Raw genomic sequence first — 17,787 nt, forward strand, 5'->3', positions numbered from 1 at the left:
TGCATTGGCAATCTGCCTATTCGCACTGTTACCGGCGAGATGCCGGGAGATCCTGCAATTGTTCTGGCGGGGGAGCGGCGCAGCCGAGGAGGCTCGCTTGAGTACCGATCCGCTGGATGTAAAAATCTCCGATCTCCCGCGACAGGGGTTGGGGAACAGGGTCGATGAATGGTCTGCCGAGACACGAAGAGGTCGCACCGGCCTTGGCTTTGACGATTGGCTGGAAGGCATCGCGTTGCCCGTAGCTGCGGCCCGTGCCGGGATGCGCATCCTGCGGGATGACCTCCGCTTTGTCATTTGCCATGGCGCGCGTTACACGATCTCCGATAGCGTGCGCGGTGCACGCGTTTTCGAATGTCGGATCGACGGCCGTTTTCCCGTCGTCGCGTTCATCGACGATCAAGGACGCCGGGGGCCTTGGGTCACGATTCCCAAGCTCTTCACGATCGAAGAAATCGTTGGCATGACACCTCAGCCTTAAATAAAAAGCCCGACGAAGCCGAAGCCGAACGGCTTTTTTTGTCCTCATTCGGCAGAAACAGTATTGTTTTATGTGAGCTTACTGCGGAAATAGGTCGAGCATGCTTATACTTTTGCGGGCTCCCCTTGGGCCCCTTCGACGGTGACGCCGGGGCTCACAGGTCCTTCGTAGCCAATGCCTGCAATGCGCGAGATGGTCCCCTCAAGCGCCGCATTGGGGCCAAGCCGGATGGTGCCCGCATAGGCAATGCGCCCCTTGACCCTTCCATTGATGTGAAGGGACACGCGCGAGATGACGTCGCCCTCGACAGTGCCGTCCACGAGAATGTGATCGCCTTCGACCGTGCCGCGGATCAGGCCTTCCGCCCCGACCTGCACAAGGCCTTGCGACGATCGGAGGTCGCCGCCTACCAGTCCGAAGCAACTGATACCGTGGTCTGCTGTAACGTGGCCATGGATGCTGAGACCGGGAGCAATGAGGCTGAATTGAGCGTTGGACATGGTCAGAAGAGCTTGATCTCGTTGTTGCGACGGGGCTCGCTCGCATGCGATGGCTGCGCGGCAGGGGCTTGCGGGACAGCAGAACGGGGCGATTGCGCCGTCTGTGCCGGCGCTTTGACCGGCGCCTTTGCCAACGGGGGTACGGGAGCGACTGAGGAGGCCGCACCCTGGCTAACCGCCGGGCCAGCGGGGGCAGGGTGCGCTACTGCGGCACCCGCTACACCGGAAGCCGGCACGGCGCTCTGTGCGTCCCATTCGTTCAAGCCAGCCGTCGGCGTCGGCGCTGTCGACTTCGCGGGCCACTCGTGACCTTGCGCGCTATCGGCATTCGCCGGCGCCGATCTTGACACGTCTGCGGATGGTGCTTTGGGCGCGGCCGCGGGCGCGTCATGTTTGCCGCCAGATGCCGTCCACATGCCTATCGGGAACGCGACCGCCGCAACGACAAGCACGGCAATCACCTGACGCTGCCACTCGGCGAGTCGGCGCCAAGCGGTTGTCGCTTCCGCGCCTGGCGCTTCGACCTTGTGCTCGAGCTGGAGTCCGCCATTGCCACTGCCGGGCATGTCGATCGTAAGCGGGGGCTCGGCATACCGGGTGTGCAGGCGAGCAATTTCTTGGATGTCCATTGGTGTCCTCGGATTGAGATGATCAGCGGTCCGTCTCGATGAGCGTGCCATCGCGGGAGAATCTGTCGTTGTCGGGGATGCAAAGGCGGTGAATCGCGCGAATGTGGCGACCGGCACCGATGAGCGCGTCGTCCTTTTCTGCGGCGTCGATTTTTCCCCCCAAGTACGCCCCGAGAACATTCGCGAATAGCTGGTCGTGCTGATTCATCAGCCGGATGAGACGGCCGCCGAGCGAGTGGGTGACCACGACCTCGCGCATGTCATAGCGCAGACTGATATGGCGCGGTCGTAGCCTTCTTGCCCATGTCAGCTTTTCGTCCATCCACGCGTTCGCGTCGCGGAAGCGATTGTCCAGCGCAAGAATCTTCCCTTTCGTCGCCACGCTCATCTTGGAGGTACAGAACAGGTAGTCGCTGCGCAGAAAGTCGCGAACGAAGTCCGAGCAATAGCTGAGTAGCGCTGCGCTGTCGGTGTCGGGGACAATCCGCGACACGCGATCCTGGCTGAGTAGCCGCTGGATCGGCTTCGGCCCCGCGAGCGATGTCGGGGGCTGGGAGGGGATGCTGTTGTCTTGGAGGCTGCGGTCAGATTCAGACGACTGCGGCTGAACGTCAGACTCCGTACCCCTAAAGTGGGGATCAGATGATTCGGCCATTTTTCCATACGTGTAGAACTCTCTCGTAGGAAATTGTCCGACACAAATGCACGTCATCGAGCCCGGAAAGCTATATGAAATTGCGGAGCTTTCTGCCTTTTATTCGACTAAATATCTGCCACAATGTTTTCCATACCCCGCGTCTAAGACGCATCGACCTCGACTCCATGTGAGTCCATCTTCTTCATCAAGCCGTGCATATGCGCACGCTCCGACTGGTTGGCTACCAGTGTGGATATCTCTTGTGCTAAGTGTTTTCGCCGAACACTTCCCCTCATCAGCTCGTAATACGCGTCTTTCGCTGTGCCTCCTCGTGAGTGCACGCGGGACACCGTTCGAGCCTGGGACCATGTGGATCTCTCTCAAAGGCCCCTCCTAGGCAGAACGGCAGACGTCGAGCCGATCCGTGAACCTGCGGCCGAACCTGTGGGTTCGCGAAAAGGGTTGTTGTGCAGCGTGACCATGCTGCACGAGGACGACTTTACGTCCTCAACATAGAGCAGCGCGCATCAGCGCGCCGCTCCCTCGATGCCACGCCCCCGGAAGGGGCGTGGCATTGCTGGTGCATGACTCGACAAGCTCGCTGCCGGAGGAATCCGGAGCGAGCTTCTTTTGCTTCTGGTGAGAGACCTCGATCTTCCTAACCTCAGGAGATGCTCATGCGCCAGAACGAGATTTCCGCCGCGATCGCGGCAATGCTGGATCTGCGCCGTCCGCAGTACAAGGACATGCCGCAGGCCTGGCGCTCCCTTTGTGAGGCGTCTCATGTCGCCAGTCTCCCGGAAGCCGCGCAAGCGGACTTCCTCAATCGCGTAACGACTCAGCGCGGGGCCGACACAGCCCTGCGCCTTCGGGAGCATGCTGCGTCCATCCGTGCAAGCGTCGTCCATTTCCTGGAAAGGAGAAAACACGTATGCATGCACCCATCACCTACAGCGAGCCCGGCGAACGCCGAAGTCTCATAGAAGAGCGGCCCATGCGGCCGCCCATCATCGGCAAGATCCGCCCCGGGATCAAAGTCCTGACCCGGACCGCGCGCGAGAATGCGAAGGCGGTTGCGATCCACGACGCGCTGCTCGCGCAGGGCAAGTCGTTCGAGCATATCGGCAACGAGATCCATCGTGCGACCGGCATCAAGAACGCGCTCTACCCGAAGAACGTGCCGTGGTTCACGTGTCGTGGCTCGGATTTCGCGAACCCGGCCGTTGCCGAAGAGATCGTGCAGCGCTATGGTGAAGATCGTGGCGATGGCAACGGTCATCGACTGTGGCGCTTTCCGGTCATCTTCGCATTCGACGACTGGCTGAGCAATCTGCCCAACCAGCTCGTCGCCTGGACGGCCAGCGGCCGGCAGTACTTCTCCGAATACGGCCCGGATGGCAGGCGATACTGCAAACGCTACGCGCCGGCCGTGCGTGATGCACGCGCCAATCGACCGAAGCGCACGTGGGGCGGCCGCACTGTCATCCTCCGACAGGACGACGATATCCCCGACGGTTTGTGCGACCCGCAGTCGTGCCCCCAGTACCAAGCGGGGGCGTGCAATCTCTCTGCCTCGCTGTTCTTCGCGATTCCCTTGATTTCCGGCTTGGGCCTGATCGAGATGCCTACCACCTCGATTTACGTTCTGCAGAAGGCGTACGCCGCCATGCAGACCGTTGCGCTGGCACGTGGCCGGCTGGTGGGGGTCAAGTTCTGGGTGTCGAAGCAGGAGATCGAGATCAGCCGAATCGATGAAAGCGGCAACGCGGTGCGCCAGATGCAATGGCTCATCACGTTGGATGCCGACATCGATATCGCGGCGTTGCTCGACGGCTCCGATCGGTCCGCGCCCGCGCTTGAGCTCGCCACGCAGGCTGTTGCTGCGCTGGAGAGCAATACCACAGTACACGCGGATGCCGCAACGCCGCCGCCCGAAAGCGAGGGGGGCGAGCGTCCGCTTGAGGAGGCATCCGATAGCGATATCGAGAGCCAGTTCGAGGATCTTGTAGCGCGGTTGGCGCTTGCCAGCGAAGACGGTCGCAGCCAGCTCCGTGCCTACGCCATCGCGAAATTCGGCCGCGGCTGGTCGAAGCGGGAGCACGACGTCCACAAGCTGCTCGAGGAGATGCGCACCGCGCTGGCCAATCCATTGGCCTTCCGCGAACAAGTCGCCGCGATCGCGGCGGACGTTTCCATGTAATTGCGCCAGCCTTTGTGGCGGCATTTCTGGGGAGGCCTGAGGGCTTCCCCTTTTCATTTCCTAGCCGCAATGCCGGCACATTCTCTGGAGGTACATCATGCTCAAAGACGGCGAAAGCCTGCTCGTGGGCCATTTCTCGGACCTGCATTATTCGCCTAGCCACCTAGCCGAGGCGGACCGCTGCTTCGGCTTTGCCGTCGAGAACGCGATCGCTGCCGGTTGCCACATTGGTGTGGTGTCTGGCGATTCGACGGACCATCGGCTTGATGCGCATACCCCGGCACTGTCAGCACTTGCCCGTCGCGTTCACCAACTGACGGCGCACATGCCGGTGCTGATGCTGCAGGGCACATTCAGTCATGAGCCACCAGGTACGCTCGACCTATTCCGACTTATCGGCTCGCACCACCCGGTTTATGTCGCGGATCGGATCCATCAGGTTGCGCTCTGCGGCGGGGCCTTCGTGCCGTCCAAAGGCGCAGTCTTCGCACCTGCGGAGATCGATGCGCTCGTGATGCAGCAAGGCATACCGGAAGTCGTCTTTACCTGCGTGCCGACGGTCAACAAGGCCGTGCTGGCCGCGGCTGCCGGCGTCGCAAATGCGGCAACGGCGGTCGGGGATCACCTGGCTGACTACCTTGCTGCCGCTGGCGCGGTCAATCGACAGTGGCGGGCACGTGGTGTGCGCACCATTGGCGTCTCGCACGGGACCGTCAATGGCTGCCAGACCGAGCACGGCGTACCGATGGCGGGCTTTGATCACGAGTTCACTATCGGCGCGCTGTTCGACGCAGACTGTGATGCGTTCATGCTTGGCCACATTCATCGCGCCCAGCAATGGGCGCGTGAGGGCAGGGTGGTGGCATATCCGGGTTCCATCGGCCGCTTTCACTACGGTGAGATCGGTGCGAAGGGCTATCTGCAATGGCAGGTCGCTCCGGGACACGCTGTCGCGACGCCGGTGGAGACGCCCGCACGCGAGACCGTGTGTGTGGACTTTGACGGTCCGCCGGATATGACGAGGCTCGCCGAGTTGGCGGCCACGGCTGCCGACAAGTTCGTGCGCGTGCGCTGGACGATCAACGAGGAGCATCGCCAGCTCGTGGATCGCGATGCGATTCAGGCGCTGTTCGGCGCGAGCGCAGAGCTCAAGCTCGAAGCGCGCGTGCTGCCGGCAGTGCGTAGTCGTGCGGAAGGTATCAGTCGCGCGGCTACGTTGCCTGAGAAGCTTGCGCGCTGGTGCGAGCTGACCGCGGTCGAGGCTGAGCCGTTGATGGACAGCCTGTCGATGCTTGAGACGCTCGATGCGCAGTCGATCGCCGATCGAGTGCTTGAGGGACTGTCGGCCGCAGCGGGTAATGCCGCGACGCCAGTCGCCGCAACAGCCGCCATCGCACCGCCAGTCGTTGCGTTGCTGGCCGAGCTGACGCCAGAACCCGATGCGCCAATGTCGGAGACGAGCGCCAAGGCGCCGGCGATGAACTGGCTGACCGACGACCTTTTTGCGTAGCGATACGCCAACCCTTTGAACCTGGCAGAGCCAAGTTCCGACAGCCCGCGAGGCTGTCGAAAACTGGTTTTACCCGCGCCACCGGCGCATCGAACCGCAGTATCCATTTCTTTCTCTTACCCAGACGGGTGCCACCCGTCCCGGGCGCACTCCGTCATCTCTCAGGAGTGCAAAAATGATCTTGTATCACGCTGGGCCCGACTGGCTCTTCGTCGAGGAGACGTTTATCAACCGCTCGGACATGGCAAAGCGTCTGGCCGACCTCCATGGCTTCACGCAGTGCATGATGTATGAGCCGTTCGGTACGGGCCGCGGTGCCGTGATCGCCAAGCGCGATCACATGCTGGTGATGGCGCTCGGCGAGGCGGGTGGCAGCACCTACTTCGCCGTCGCACCGACCAAAGAACTGCAGGACCTCATCTGGTCGTTCACCAACGGCCTGGCTTCGCAGTGGAGCCAGCTGGAGCTCCGCGCCCTCACGGGGCTGGAGGACTGGAGTGCCGTGATGAAGCTGGCCGGTGCGGAGTTCGCGGCTGCGCGTCGCTCGGTCGAGCGCGCCATTGCTGGCAAGCCTGAGCGCGATGTTCCCATCGCCGCGGAAATGCCAACGTTCGACGAGAACGCGATGGAGGTGCCTCCGGATTATCTGCATTCGTTCGATTCGTTCGGCGATACGGGAGTGCCCGAATGCGCCCACTGAAACTCATATTGGCTGGGTTCCACGGCATCCGTGACGGGATGCACCGGGACAGCGTGACGGTCGATCTGACGACGCTGCCGGGTGGCCTGATTGCCCTTGTCGGCCCCAACGGGGCGGGCAAGACTACGATCATGGACAACCTGCATCCGTATCCGATCATGCCGAGCCACGCGAGCAAGATGTCGGCCGACGCGTTTTCGTACTGGGACCATCTCTGCGCCCCGCGCGCGGAGAAGGATCTGGAATGGGAGCACGGCGGCAGGATCTACCGTTCCGCGTTCGCCTTCCGCAACCCTGGCAAGAGCCGCAAGGCCGAATACTATCTTTTTGAAAAGGCCGCCGATGACAGTTGGTCGCCCGTGCAGCTCGCGGACGGCACGCTGTCGGATGGCAAGGCGGACACCTATAACCGCTGCCTCGAGGCCGTTCTCGGATCGCCCGAAGCCTTCTTTACCAGCGTCTTCTCCGCGCAGAACCGGCGGCCGCTCGCCAGCTACCAGCCGAGCGAGATCAAGAAGCTGCTCGCCGAGTTGCTCGGGATCGACCACCTGCGCGATTTGTCCGCTAAGGCGGGCGAGGTCGCCAAGTTGCTCACCCGTTCCTTGGACACGCTGCAGCGCGACGTACTGACCCTCACGGGAAAGCGCGATCGGGCGGCGGTGGTCGCCCGCGAGATCTGGCAGATGGGTGAGAGCCTGGATGCCGAGCGGGGCGCACGTGACGATGAAATGGCGAAGGGCGCGAAGCTGCTGCAGGAGCGCGCCACGTTGGCAGCGAAGCAGGCGGCCAATGCTGGTACCGAAGCGCGGTTGCGGGAACTGACCCAGCGCAAGGGTGAGTTGGACCGGCGTGCCGAATCGCTGGCCAATGATGATCAGGCTGCAGCCGGCCGTGCCGTGGCGCGCAGGCGTGATCTTGAGCGTCAGCTGTCAGGTCATCGTGCAGTGCTGACTGAGGCGTCGGTCATTGAAGCAGCTGCGGGCGAGCGCGATGTCGTGCAACTGGCCATTGGCCGGCGGCAGGACGAAATTGTCAGCCAGCGTGCGATCGTGGAGAAGCTTGACACGGTTCATGTCGAGCATGCCGCGATCAGCACCGAGCTCAAGGGCTTGCAACAGCAGGGCATTGCCGGTGCGCAGCTGGCCGAAGCGTTGAAGCTGCAAGCCGAGGTGATCGAGACGGTGCCATGCCGTGACGATCCGATGCATGCCACGTGCCCGTTGCTGGCGCAGGCGCGCAATGCCAAGGCGAAGCTCGGCCCACAGGTCGTATCGGTCAAGACGCTGCGTGAAAGCTATCGCAAGAAGCTGGATCAGGTGCAATCGATGGAGGCGTCACTGTCGGAGCGTGCTACCGCGCGCTCCGCGCTGTCCGCATTGGAGGCACATCTGGTTCGCGATCAGCAGCAGCTGCAACGCCTGACCGCACTCGCTGCCAAGAAGCCTTTGTTGACCACCGCGCGTGAAGGACTGGCGCAGGTCGAGCGTGATCTCACCACACTGAGCAACGAGGAAGCATCCCGCATGGATCGCCACAAGCGAGACATCGCGGATGTGAAATCCCAGCTCGAGGCGGTGCGTTGCGAGTTGGCGACACTGGCCACGGAAGACGTGACCGGCACGCTGGCCCAGATGGACCGTCAGATTGTGGCAGGCCGGGAGGCCATTGCTGCTATCGCCGGTCGGATTGAAGCACTGATCCGGCAGGAGAGCATGCTGGTTTCCGAACGCGCGCGCCTGGATGTCGAGCTCGCCGGTCTGCCGGCGATCGAGGCGCAGGCGCAAGCGCTGTCCGATCAGATCGCGCAATGGAAGCTGCTGGCAAAGGGCCTCGGTAACGATGGCGTGATCGCCTTGTCCATCGATGACGCGGGCCCGGCTATCACGCAAATCGTCAACGACCTGCTGTTGGCCTGCTACGGACGACGATTCACAATCGCGATCCACACGCAGACCGAGCTGGCCAGTGGCGAGAAGCGTGAAGGCTTTGCCATCAACGTGATCGACGCCGACAACGACAGCATGAAGGACTTCGCTGTCATGTCAGGTGGGCAGAAGGTCTGGATCAATGAGTGTCTGACGCGCGGCATTGCGCTCTACCGGGGGCAGGACGCGCAGCAGCCTTTTCAGACGTTGTTCACGGACGAGGCCGACGGCCCGCTTGATCCGGAGCGCAAGCGCGCCTTCATGAAGATGAAGCGCGAAGTGCTTCGGCTCGGCGGCTACGAACGGGAGTTCTTCATTTCTCAGACTCCTGACCTGGTCGATGAGGCGGACGGCGTCATCGATGTCGTCGCGCTGGCGCAATCCTGACGCGACGATCGTACTTTAACCAAGCCCGCTACCCGTAAGGGAGCGGGTTTTTTTATTGCTTCCAACACTCCGCGACTCGCTTCCACGAGCAGCGGTGGTATCGCGGATCAAGCTCCGGCACGACTGCTACCATGGTTCTCTGCTTTCACTGCGGTGGGACCTCAAGAGGAGCAAACACTTTGCCTTGGACCGAGTTGACCTCGATGGGCATGAGGGAGTGGAGTTTGTCGACGTAGTCAACCATCTCTCCAAGCCATGCGGCTAGCTCGGCGAAACGCACTTCGAACTTGTGCACTTGTAAGCGATCGATCGTCTTCAGCACCTGACCAGGATTCCTAGGATCATCCACCGGAACTTCAGGACCGGTCATGACGATCATAAACGGAAGATCCTTACTAACCTTTCCTTCAGCGAGCTCTTCTTCAATGTGCTGGATCTTGTTACGAATCTGTCCTAGCAAATCGCCATCTGAACCAAGAAAGCGAGGTTTCGCTTTCTTCGCGCAGATCACTGCTCGCTCCCGCTCCGTGAGTTCTCTCCGCTTGCGCAACTGGCGAAGCGCGCGCACCGCTAGATACATTGCAGTTATGCATGACTCTAGACGTGTAATAGCGCGGTAGAGCTCGCTCACTCGTAGCGCGTTTCCGTCCCCTTCCCAATAATTCTTCAGATGCTCCGCGGCGGATTGGTAATCCTCACGAGCAGCGAAAACACATCGCACGTAAGTGGATGCGATAGTGGTCACGAAAGGGTTATCAGAGAAGTGGCCCAAGAAGGCTTGCTTGCCCCAATAGCCAAGAAACGGATCGTTTGGCGCATGAACCGCAGGAATGGAAAGCTTGATTATCATAGTCGATCCAAGAGGTTTGGATCGGCGAGATCCGACACTATGGCTCCGCCGAGCAGAAGCTGCATCTCCTCTTTTTGCGCGCTTTCCTCAGATTAGAGCGCTGCGTCCTTCAGCTTCTTGAGCGGCCGCACTTTAACCTTCACTGAAGCTGGCTTGGCCGCAAACCATTGGTCCTGACCAGTGAAGGGATTCTTTCCGAAACGCTTCTTCGTCGCCGGCACCTGGATGGCGGAGACCTTAAACAGCCCCGGCAACGTGAATTCGCCCGCGCCTTTCTTGTGAATGGCATTGGCGATCGTGCTTTCAAGGTGAATGAGCACGGTCTGGACAGTCTTTTTGTCGAGCTCGGTCTGCTCGACGAGGTGAGCAAGCAGACTCGACTTGTTGAACGTGTCCTTGATCGGCTTTGCCACCGGCGCAGCGGTGGTCTTCTGTGTAGCCGTCGCTGCCTTCTTTGCTGGCGCTTTTTTTACTGCCGTCTTGGGCGCTACAGTCTTCTTCGTTGCCATGTGTTGGTTTTCCTGTTGAGAGCATACGGCGGCCGACGTGACCGGCGTCGCGGCAAGCATAGCTAAACGCACCCACTTTGGGCAACACGTGCGGGGGGGGGGGCGCAGGTAATAGGAGGAAATGCTCGATGGTTGCGTCACCAGCGGGGTTCCACCTCGATGCGACCAATCTTGGAGAAGGCCTTCCACCTTACGCCGTGGGAGGTATCGCTCAGAGCCGCGCCAACGGAAAACAGAAAAGCCTGCCCCGACAAGGAATAGACGTCGCCGGTTACTAAGACCGGAAATGGAAGGACGAACCTGACCTTATCGGCCGGTCGGACATCGAGCTCTCCGATCGTATGCACGGCGATCGAGGCGACGATCTGCGCGAAGGCGGATCCGATGCCGTGGCCCCGCCATTCTGGCGCAGCCCAAACTTCTTCCGGCTCAAGCTCGAAGCCAGAGACCTGGTCAGTGAGGATCGCGAAGGTGCAGTATCCGATCGGAGCCAGCTCGGCAGTAGTGGCAATGAGCCGATACTGTATGCGCTGGCTGTGGGTGCCATCTTTCCAGACTTCGCGTTCGACCCTTGTTCCACGCGATCGATCCAGACCGTCGCCGACGAGGGAACTATATCGCTCCGACAGGTCGTCTTGTTCAGCGGCTTCACGAACGTTGCCTAGCAACGACTTCAGCAGCGGCGCAATGCCCGGCGCATCGGGCGGCTCGGTAAAGACGGCGAAATTTGCAGAATCGGATCCCCGCCACGCCGGCTTCGATGTTACAAGCGAGAGCGGCTGCGCAAGTGCATCGTTGAGGTGTCGCTTGTCGAACACTAATTCGCGCTCCATCGCTTTGGGGGACCCCGGGAAAGTAACAGTGCCGGGAGCCAAAGGCAAACTCTAGGCGCCGGATTCGCTTTCTAGGCGGGATCGATAGTGAGCAACAAGCGCTCGCACGTTCGGTGGCTGGTCAAGCCCATTCTTTTCGCGACCTCTTCCATGGGCACTCCTGCAAGCAGGAGGCGGCGGCCATACGTGTTGCGAAGCACGCGCGGACTTAGGTCTTCGGCTTCGAACTTGATCGCCAGCAATGCTGACCGAACGACGTTCCCAAGCGTTGCGACAGTGACTGGGGTGCCGCGGGCGCGCATAGAAAAGAGCAGGGCACCCTCGATTTGCAATGTTGGCCGCCGTTGCTGCCACCGTGTGAGCGCCGGCAGCGCAAAGGCAGGCAGCTCGACGGTACGAGCGGGACGCGAGCCTCGGGCGGGGACATGGAGATAGGGCGGGGATGCCTCGGTATGCAGGTCGACGGAACGGGCGTCCTGGCACTCGGCCGCAGTAATACCCGTGGCCAGAAGCAGCGCAACGATTGCGCAGGCGCATAGCGCTGGCACGTCCTCGATCATCGCGGCGGCCGCCACATACTCCTGCAGGCGAACATCGGCTTCCTCGGGCAGGAAAAGGGGAGTGGGGTCTGCGTCAGGCCAGCGGCCGGCCAAGGCCATTTCACTTGCTGGATTGCTATGGCGGATGCCGGCGTACACAAGATGGCGGCACATGCGATCCAGCAGCTTCAGGTATCTCATGCGGGTCGAAATACCGTGGCCACTCGTGTCATCGGCGAGCCAGAACGACTCGATGTCGCTGGCTCCGAAGCTGGCTAACGTCTTCTTATGGCCGAGCAGATGCCGCAGAAATCGATCGAACATGGCTTGGTGCTGCACGATCGATTGACGAGCGAATGGCCGACGGTCCGCGCCTGAAGCCTCGCTGGACTGCCAGTGCGCAAATGCCCGGACGGGGTCAGTGAGCCAGAGTTGGTCCATTTGATTTATATACTGAGTTGGGATGACCCAACTAACTTATCGGCGCTCTGCGCCGACGCTGCTCGCAATCGGTGGGGCGCAGGCCGACGCGTCGCTAGGCAGTCAACGATCGTCACTTGTAGCGGCGGCGCACAAGCCGAACCATGGTAGGCAAGTGGGTGCCTCAGGGTTGGTGCCCGTGCCCAACCCGCAGCTTGGCTGACCTATACGCGCTTGGGCTTCAGGCGAGGCGACAGTCGGCCCGCTACGACTTGGGGGGGGCGGTGCGGGTCTTCTGAGGAGTTTTCTCAGCATCCCCACCTTCTCTTTTATCCGCAGCAGTTGCAAGTTGCTTGCGGAGTGCGTCCAGTTCGGCTTGTGCGGCTGCGGCCTGGGCGGTTACGGCTTCCAGTCGGTCGCGCGCCGAACGACGGGCAACGGGCGACGGGCGACGGGCGATATATAAATAACTCCGCCAATGACGGACTACCCGTAAATCAGCTTGTATGTGTCGCTGGCAAACTTAATCAATGCGATGTTGTTGTCCCGCACACAGGTGCGCATTTCATCGGGTTCGATTGCCATCACATCCACTAGGCGTCTGAGAATCTCGGGATGCTCCCAGTTTAGGGAGGATGAGCCAATTAATGCAGTGAATGCTTCCGTCCTGTCATACTGCCACGTCAACATCGCCACTGCATTCATGCAATTCGCATAGTCGTCGAACGCAAACACCTGTCCCTTTGTCGCAAGCGACCGGAGTTTGATCATCGACGACTTGGTGGCCGCGAGAGCCGCGAGCATCCGTTGTGCATGATCTCCCCCTTGCTGTCGGATGAAGGTCACTGCACCAAATACGGCCGCATCGCTCGATTCGCCACTCGCGTGGCTTGCCATCCCGATCCGCGCGATTTCCAAAAGAGTGATGGGCGTCGGAATCTCTGCGACGTAATCGTGCGTGGCTTCAATAAGCGAGTCGAGGAATTCGGCTTCCCTCTTAGCCTTATCTTGGCGGCGCCAATTTCGTAGTGCCAAGAAAGCAATGATCGCAGTTGCAACGGGGGCGACAGCCTTGATGAGCTCAAGCCATTGAATGCTGGTGAGTACGTCAAATGACCATACGAGTGCGTCACACATTGATGTCCGTGGCCATACGGCCTAGTCGCAGAGAAACCGCACTTTATCCGAACTCCATTCGCCCATCTATGCGCGAAATGCAACAGTATTTGAAGCGCACCCCACTCCCAAGCTTCGCACGGCTCGCGTTAGTTTCGTCGCCGTTCGCGGGGCCCTGTGGCGACATCCGCAATCTTTGATACCATTCGCGCTTCTAAGCGCGAGATCTGCCGCAGACGATGCCCGGGATCCCGTCGAGATATCTTTCCCTCATCTGGTAGTTGCGCCACCGTGAGTGTGCCATCGCTGAATCCGGCGCCCGCGTCGATATCAAACACATTCTCCAGATCGATGATGCGCTACATCGGGGTGTCACCAACGATCAGCGCAGACAGATCTGCCGATCGGCAGCAACTGGTAGGCCGACATACCCTTCCCGCTAAGCGGACGTCATTGCGACATCGGCATATTCTTTAGTTGTTGCTTTGTAGATCTGAGCAATTCAGTATGACGGCTTTCTCACCGATGGAACGGACATGGCAACTTACAAGGAACTACTCGCACAGCGCAACCTCTTGGACGACCAGATCGCCGCCGTTCGAGCAGAGGAAGTCGGCGGTGCCATCGCGAGAATTCAAGAACTTATGGTGCAGTATGGATTGACGACCGATGACATCATCGTTAAGCGCCGCGGTCGTAAGCCTGGAAGCAAAACTTTGAAACCCTCTGCACCAACGGCGGCCTTTCAGGATCCCAAGACGGGAAAAACGTGGTCGGGCCGAGGCCGCGCCCCATCGTGGATTGTTGGAAAAAATCGAGAGCGCTTCCGGATTGCCGTCTGATCGCAAGCCCGCAGTAGGTCGGAGAATGGTCATTCCCTTAGACGCCGCGAAAGCTATTTACAGGAGAAGCGTCATAGACGGCGACGCGGAAGGTGAAGTGTGGTGGTCAGAGGCTGGCGCGGAGATGTCGAAGGTTTGGGCAGCATCAACGCTCGATGAGGCCGCGGCACTGATTACGTGGTGGCATCACGACCGGTCCGCGATCGGAGACACAGCGCGAACTGCGGCTAAGCGCATCCGGTCCGCGGGCAATCTCCTGCGATCGTCACGATCGCGACGCACGTCGAGCAATGCCCCCTTTTGTCGCTGCGGCCCGAGCATGGTTATCTAGTAGCTACCAGATAGCTTTTCGCTCGATCGAACCGGCGAATGTGGTTCTGTGCGTTCGTAGTCGGCAACGCTTGCTTTCAAGTCGAGAAAACACCGTGGAACCGGACTGTGTCGTACCTATATCAAGGTGGGGCCTGTGGTGACACGGTGAAACGGGTCCGCTCGACGACTCGCATAATGGAGATACCGGCAAGTGCGCGTCGTGCGGCGGCGGGGTGGCGCTAGAATGGGACGGTGGGGTCACCTTTGCGATAACGAAATACGGCTCTCAAATATCGGTACGGTCGCTTACCCGTACGGGCTAGCGACATGGCAAGCCGCTGGGCTTCATTCTTGGCCCCGTAATAAGCGGCATTGTTTTCCAACGCTACGAAACACATAACGATGAGTATTCATACTACGGGCTGGCCGGCTATCGGGGCAAGCGCCACGGCCCTTATCAGCGTCATCACGAATATTTACCTTGCGCGCAAGAGTCGCAGTCAGGTTCTCGAACAGGCAGCGAATCAATTCAGGCAAGCAGCCTTATCTCTCGATGTTCAGCGCACTTCTACAGTACGCTCCGCGGCCACATTTATTGCCGAAAAACGTCAAAAATGGATCGATGAACTACGATCAGACGTTGCGACTCATCTCGCGGAGTCGCAGGAATATTTGTGGAAGTGGGATGCCGTGCGAGAACAATGGGTGACCTTGCACAATGACGCGACTATTCCGCTCGACCAGCGCACGACAGAAGCCAATAAACTTTTATCGGTATTTTCGGAAAAAAACGGGGCAATCGACCGGTCCCACCAAGAGCGTCATCACCGTTTACGTCTCCGCCTTAACCCGAGTGAACCTCTTCACATGGAATTGCGTAATATCTTGGACGAGATCCGAAAGATATTTAGAGACACGCAAGCATCGCGAAGCCGCGAGTCGGCAATCGCACTAATCAAGCGCTTGAGTGACCTTGTGACCAAAGCGGACACGTTGACCAGCACGATTCTGAAGACGGAATGGGACCGGGTGAAACAAGAGGCAGCATATCCAGCGGAAATGATCGCGAAAATTCCACCTCCGGTCTGATCTCTGCATCCGAACGAGTCGAAGCCGGTCACGTTGTGATGATAACCTCAGCGTATGCATGTCGAATGACGCGCACAGTCCCTATCCCGCGCGTGCCAAAGGACTACGAGGCTCTGCCTCCGTTCGCGCTGATTCTGCTCTCAGCCCTGCTCGTCTTTTGGTGCATGGCGCCACTCGGCGAGTTACTGCTTGCACTCGGGCAGGTTGCCTATGCCCGCCGCCAACATGCGCGCAGCCCCTTAAACGATGAAGAGGCGGAATTGCTGTGTGCTCTTGCGAAAGCTGGAGGGCAACAGATCCAAATGCACAAAGCGACGCAACAGTTCGGCTCCCTGCTAAACGATCATGCCATCGCTAGAGCGGCCACGGGGCTAAGCTCGCGTGGGCTGATTGCGCATGATCGCTTTCTGCGGGCTGAGGTGACGTTGTCTCGCAGAGGCCGCCGCGAGGGTAAGATGCTGCAGAAGCAGTTCGCTGCAGCTTTGGCCGCAGAAATGAAGGTCGGCGACAGGGTGAGCAACAACGGACTGGAAATGATTGTGGTCTCGGTGCACAGATCCATATTAGATAGCGGGGCTTACAAGTTCGGTGAACCAGTCTTGTGCGAGCACTACGGCCAAGATGGACGACCGCACCAGATGTTAGTGCCCCAACACCACCTCGATCGCCTGAACTGACAGACCGAGCGCACAGAAAGCAGCCAACACTTACGTGTCTTCGTGTCTTAGGGTTGCGGTGTACGGATTTTCTGAGGCCAGTCCCATCCCGTTCCAACGCCGGTACGTGGCCGCCGACACTTGCGCCGTAAGCCGGTCACTTCGGCTGCGGAGGCTGCGAGGCCTTCCGCCACTTTGATATCGCTACGCCGGTGCCAACCGATCCTACACAGGGTCAAATGTTGTCCAGATCGGCTGCGGGCTGCCGTCTATTTGTCGGCCATAGTGCCTGTAATGTTGGTGCTCTTTAGATGTAATTCTATGCGCGCTGACAGGTAATCGAATGATCTGAGGCCGGGAAATATTACAGGCTTCGGATAGACTCTCAACCGCATTCAAAAGGAGTGATTTGAATTGGACAAAATCGAAATCTCGGTTTGCGTCACGTACTTGCTCTAAGCGAGAAAGCTGTTTTATACAAAATGCCAATCGCGGTTGGAAAGCCAGATCGTCCACTTTCGTCGTCGAGAATCCCACGCATCTTGTTCCTAATCTCATGAAAAGATTTTGCGTGTAGGGAGGAAAGGGATCATCCGGTTCCGCCAGTGAAATTCTCGTGTAGAGTTCATCAATGTCAAATTGACGACTGTCTCCCTGCCAGACCCAAATGGCATGATCAAGTTCTTGCATGACCGATATAGCTATACTTCTGCAACTGGCTTGGCACGTCCGCCGTTCATAAAGCCAGTCAACGATTAATACGGTAAGCGCTGTGCCAATAAATCCGGTACCCAAGTTTGCGAGAATGCCGGAGGTTTCTGAAGAAATGCCCCCGAGATAGAAAAAAGAAAGCGATGCGCCGGCAAAAATTAAAAACAATAAGGCGATAACAATTCGTTCTCTCATGTGCAAATACCTTCTAATATTATCTACAGCGTAGGATATCCACGAGACAAACTCCAATCACAACCTGGCGCACCCGATGACAGGGCTAATGCTTCTCCCACGCACTAAAGTTACCATGGCGAGACGCAGCCCTGTGACTCTTTCACTAGGGGCTGCGGCACGCGTCTGGGCGTGCGTCGCTCTGCCTCTGCCGTCGATTCAACAATAAAGCCTCTCGCCCATTAATGCACCGACCGCGGCGGAAAAATAGTGCGCCCAAGGGCCAGCTTGCCAAAAAAATCGCTCCGCGCCCGGCTTGAGATCCAGCAGGTACTCGCCATCCTCCAAGCGCAAACATGACCTTATAAAGCTCCTGCGCACTAATTCGCTCAGCAGCTTTGCAAGGTGGTCATCATCGGCATCGGGCGCAGGGGTCAGAACGGTTTTCATGTGTAAGGTTACGGCCCAACGCTCGGGTTCTTGAGGCTCGAGGCATTCGCGCGTAGGACAGGGTCCGATACCGGCCAGCGGCCGAACCAACTCTGGGTTTCGGACTTCACCTACGTTTCGACGTGGCAGGGCTGGCTGTACGTGGCCTTCGTGATCGACGTGTTTGCACGGCGCATCGGTCGGCTGGCGGGTCAGTTCGTCGATGACTGCGTATTTCGGCGAACGTGACCGCCGATTTCGGGATCGTGACCGATTCGGCGGGATGGGAGTTGCGCGGTGTCGATTGTAGGGTTTCGTATCAGTCTTGGTCGAGTCCT

At 59.4% G+C, this 17,787-nt stretch carries 18 protein-coding genes and 1 pseudogene; 10 read left to right on the forward strand and 9 right to left on the reverse strand.

All coding sequences use genetic code 11. The features are described 5' to 3' along the window. Positions 1 to 97: 97 nt before the first annotated feature. The gene (locus LDO41_RS31430) at positions 98 to 481 is read left to right on the forward strand and encodes a hypothetical protein (protein WP_223995368.1); all 384 of its coding nucleotides are present in this window, start codon (positions 98 to 100) and stop codon (positions 479 to 481) included. Between the two features lie 104 nt (positions 482 to 585). Here the strand turns inward: LDO41_RS31430 and LDO41_RS31435 are convergent, their stop codons facing one another. Together LDO41_RS31435 and LDO41_RS31440 are read right to left on the reverse strand one after the other, a co-directional pair. Beyond that, positions 586 to 981, reverse strand: coding sequence for a bactofilin family protein (locus LDO41_RS31435; protein WP_223995369.1), 396 nt, complete (start codon positions 979 to 981; stop codon positions 586 to 588). A 651-nt stretch (positions 982 to 1,632) separates the two neighbouring features. Further along, a complete protein-coding gene (locus LDO41_RS31440) occupies positions 1,633 to 2,103 on the reverse strand; it encodes a hypothetical protein (protein WP_223995370.1) in 471 nt (156 codons plus the stop codon). 821 nt (positions 2,104 to 2,924) lie between these two features. Between LDO41_RS31440 and LDO41_RS31445 the strand changes: the two genes are divergently transcribed. The 5 genes from LDO41_RS31445 (at position 2,925) to LDO41_RS31465 (ending at position 8,969) form a co-directional block, all read left to right on the forward strand. Then, positions 2,925 to 3,230 (forward strand): DUF7696 family protein, encoded by a 306-nt coding sequence (locus LDO41_RS31445; protein ID WP_223995371.1) that lies wholly within the window; start codon positions 2,925 to 2,927, stop codon positions 3,228 to 3,230. After that, positions 3,179 to 4,447 (forward strand): recombination directionality factor, encoded by a 1,269-nt coding sequence (locus LDO41_RS31450; protein WP_455423753.1) that lies wholly within the window; start codon positions 3,179 to 3,181, stop codon positions 4,445 to 4,447. Before LDO41_RS31445 ends, LDO41_RS31450 begins: the two co-directional genes overlap by 52 nt. Before the next feature lie 97 nt (positions 4,448 to 4,544). Next, complete coding sequence (locus LDO41_RS31455; protein WP_223995373.1) at positions 4,545 to 5,957, forward strand: metallophosphoesterase family protein; 1,413 nt, start codon at positions 4,545 to 4,547, stop codon at positions 5,955 to 5,957. A gap of 175 nt (positions 5,958 to 6,132) precedes the next feature. Beyond that, positions 6,133 to 6,657, forward strand: a complete 525-nt coding sequence (locus tag LDO41_RS31460) for a hypothetical protein (protein WP_223995374.1) — start codon at positions 6,133 to 6,135, stop codon at positions 6,655 to 6,657. Next, the gene (locus LDO41_RS31465; RefSeq protein WP_223995375.1) at positions 6,645 to 8,969 is read left to right on the forward strand and encodes a sbcc family protein; all 2,325 of its coding nucleotides are present in this window, start codon (positions 6,645 to 6,647) and stop codon (positions 8,967 to 8,969) included. Before LDO41_RS31460 ends, LDO41_RS31465 begins: the two co-directional genes overlap by 13 nt. Positions 8,970 to 9,114: 145 nt before the next feature. Here LDO41_RS31465 and LDO41_RS31470 read toward each other — a convergent pair whose 3' ends face one another. The 5 genes from LDO41_RS31470 to LDO41_RS31490 all read right to left on the reverse strand — a co-directional run bounded on the left by LDO41_RS31470 (position 9,115) and on the right by LDO41_RS31490 (position 13,257). Then, a complete protein-coding gene (locus LDO41_RS31470; protein WP_223995376.1) occupies positions 9,115 to 9,819 on the reverse strand; it encodes a hypothetical protein in 705 nt (234 codons plus the stop codon). A 92-nt stretch (positions 9,820 to 9,911) separates the two neighbouring features. After that, positions 9,912 to 10,328, reverse strand: a complete 417-nt coding sequence (locus LDO41_RS31475) for an HU family DNA-binding protein (protein WP_223995377.1) — start codon at positions 10,326 to 10,328, stop codon at positions 9,912 to 9,914. Positions 10,329 to 10,465: 137 nt separating this feature from the next. Next, positions 10,466 to 11,146, reverse strand: a complete 681-nt coding sequence (locus tag LDO41_RS31480) for a GNAT family N-acetyltransferase (protein ID WP_223995378.1) — start codon at positions 11,144 to 11,146, stop codon at positions 10,466 to 10,468. An 86-nt stretch (positions 11,147 to 11,232) separates the two neighbouring features. Next, entirely contained in the window at positions 11,233 to 12,024 is a 792-nt protein-coding gene (locus LDO41_RS31485) for a tyrosine-type recombinase/integrase (RefSeq protein WP_223995379.1), read from the reverse strand. A gap of 582 nt (positions 12,025 to 12,606) precedes the next feature. Continuing rightward, positions 12,607 to 13,257 (reverse strand): hypothetical protein, encoded by a 651-nt coding sequence (locus LDO41_RS31490; protein WP_223995380.1) that lies wholly within the window; start codon positions 13,255 to 13,257, stop codon positions 12,607 to 12,609. A 515-nt stretch (positions 13,258 to 13,772) separates the two neighbouring features. On the opposite strand from LDO41_RS31490, the gene LDO41_RS31495 reads away from it, so the two are divergent. The 3 genes from LDO41_RS31495 (at position 13,773) to LDO41_RS31505 (ending at position 16,156) form a co-directional block, all read left to right on the forward strand. Next, positions 13,773 to 14,078 (forward strand): H-NS histone family protein, encoded by a 306-nt coding sequence (locus LDO41_RS31495; RefSeq protein ID WP_223995381.1) that lies wholly within the window; start codon positions 13,773 to 13,775, stop codon positions 14,076 to 14,078. A gap of 714 nt (positions 14,079 to 14,792) precedes the next feature. Then, positions 14,793 to 15,479 carry a hypothetical protein gene (locus tag LDO41_RS31500; RefSeq protein WP_223995382.1) on the forward strand — a complete coding sequence of 229 codons (687 nt, stop codon included), beginning with the start codon at positions 14,793 to 14,795 and terminating at the stop codon, positions 15,477 to 15,479. A 65-nt stretch (positions 15,480 to 15,544) separates the two neighbouring features. Continuing rightward, entirely contained in the window at positions 15,545 to 16,156 is a 612-nt protein-coding gene (locus tag LDO41_RS31505; RefSeq protein ID WP_223995383.1) for a hypothetical protein, read from the forward strand. Positions 16,157 to 16,360: 204 nt separating this feature from the next. On the opposite strand, the gene LDO41_RS31510 is transcribed toward LDO41_RS31505, so the two are convergent. Beyond that, positions 16,361 to 17,041: a hypothetical protein gene (locus tag LDO41_RS31510; protein WP_223995384.1), complete on the reverse strand. Its 681-nt coding sequence runs from the start codon at positions 17,039 to 17,041 to the stop codon at positions 16,361 to 16,363. A gap of 198 nt (positions 17,042 to 17,239) precedes the next feature. Continuing rightward, complete coding sequence (locus tag LDO41_RS31515; protein WP_223995385.1) at positions 17,240 to 17,470, reverse strand: hypothetical protein; 231 nt, start codon at positions 17,468 to 17,470, stop codon at positions 17,240 to 17,242. Between the two features lie 78 nt (positions 17,471 to 17,548). On the opposite strand from LDO41_RS31515, the pseudogene LDO41_RS31520 reads away from it, so the two are divergent. Beyond that, positions 17,549 to 17,687: pseudogene (locus tag LDO41_RS31520) on the forward strand (DDE-type integrase/transposase/recombinase); the annotation flags it as partial. Positions 17,688 to 17,787 lie beyond the last annotated feature (100 nt).

The sequence above is a fragment of the Cupriavidus pampae genome, from assembly GCF_914271485.1.
Classification (GTDB): domain Bacteria; phylum Pseudomonadota; class Gammaproteobacteria; order Burkholderiales; family Burkholderiaceae; genus Cupriavidus; species Cupriavidus pampae.